Source organism: Pollutimonas rozaliensis (assembly GCF_048751585.1).
Taxonomy (GTDB): domain Bacteria; phylum Pseudomonadota; class Gammaproteobacteria; order Burkholderiales; family Burkholderiaceae_B.
In genome coordinates this window covers 1-288 of record NZ_JAZHOB010000051.1, presented here as the reverse complement: position 1 = coordinate 288, position 288 = coordinate 1, and the positions used below count along the sequence as shown (strand labels likewise).

Genomic DNA, 288 nt, shown 5'->3' with positions numbered 1-288 from the left:
CTCTGTTTGGCTTGTACGTTGGCATTTTCGATAGCCTGTTCAGGTGTTAAGTTCTTGACATCTTCGCCAAGCTCAGGCTTGTAGTTGGCACCAACCACAAAGGGCGTGATTTCATGGGTACAGTTGATACCCAAACAACCGCCAGCCGTGCCGTAGCCATAATCTGACAAAGCAAGGATACGCTCTCCCTTTTCAGTCCTAGCAAGTCCAGTAGTGACTATCTGATGTTGTAAAGGGGCGCACATTTCCCTTGCTGTAGATTTTTTGGAGTAATAGTAGGTATCTATC

At 46.5% G+C, this 288-nt stretch carries 1 protein-coding gene; it reads right to left on the bottom strand.

All coding sequences use genetic code 11. The annotated features are described in order from the left end of the window. Positions 1-288 (bottom strand): phage minor capsid protein (locus tag V0R37_RS21920; RefSeq protein WP_420376534.1); only part of this gene is annotated, 288 nt, incomplete at both ends.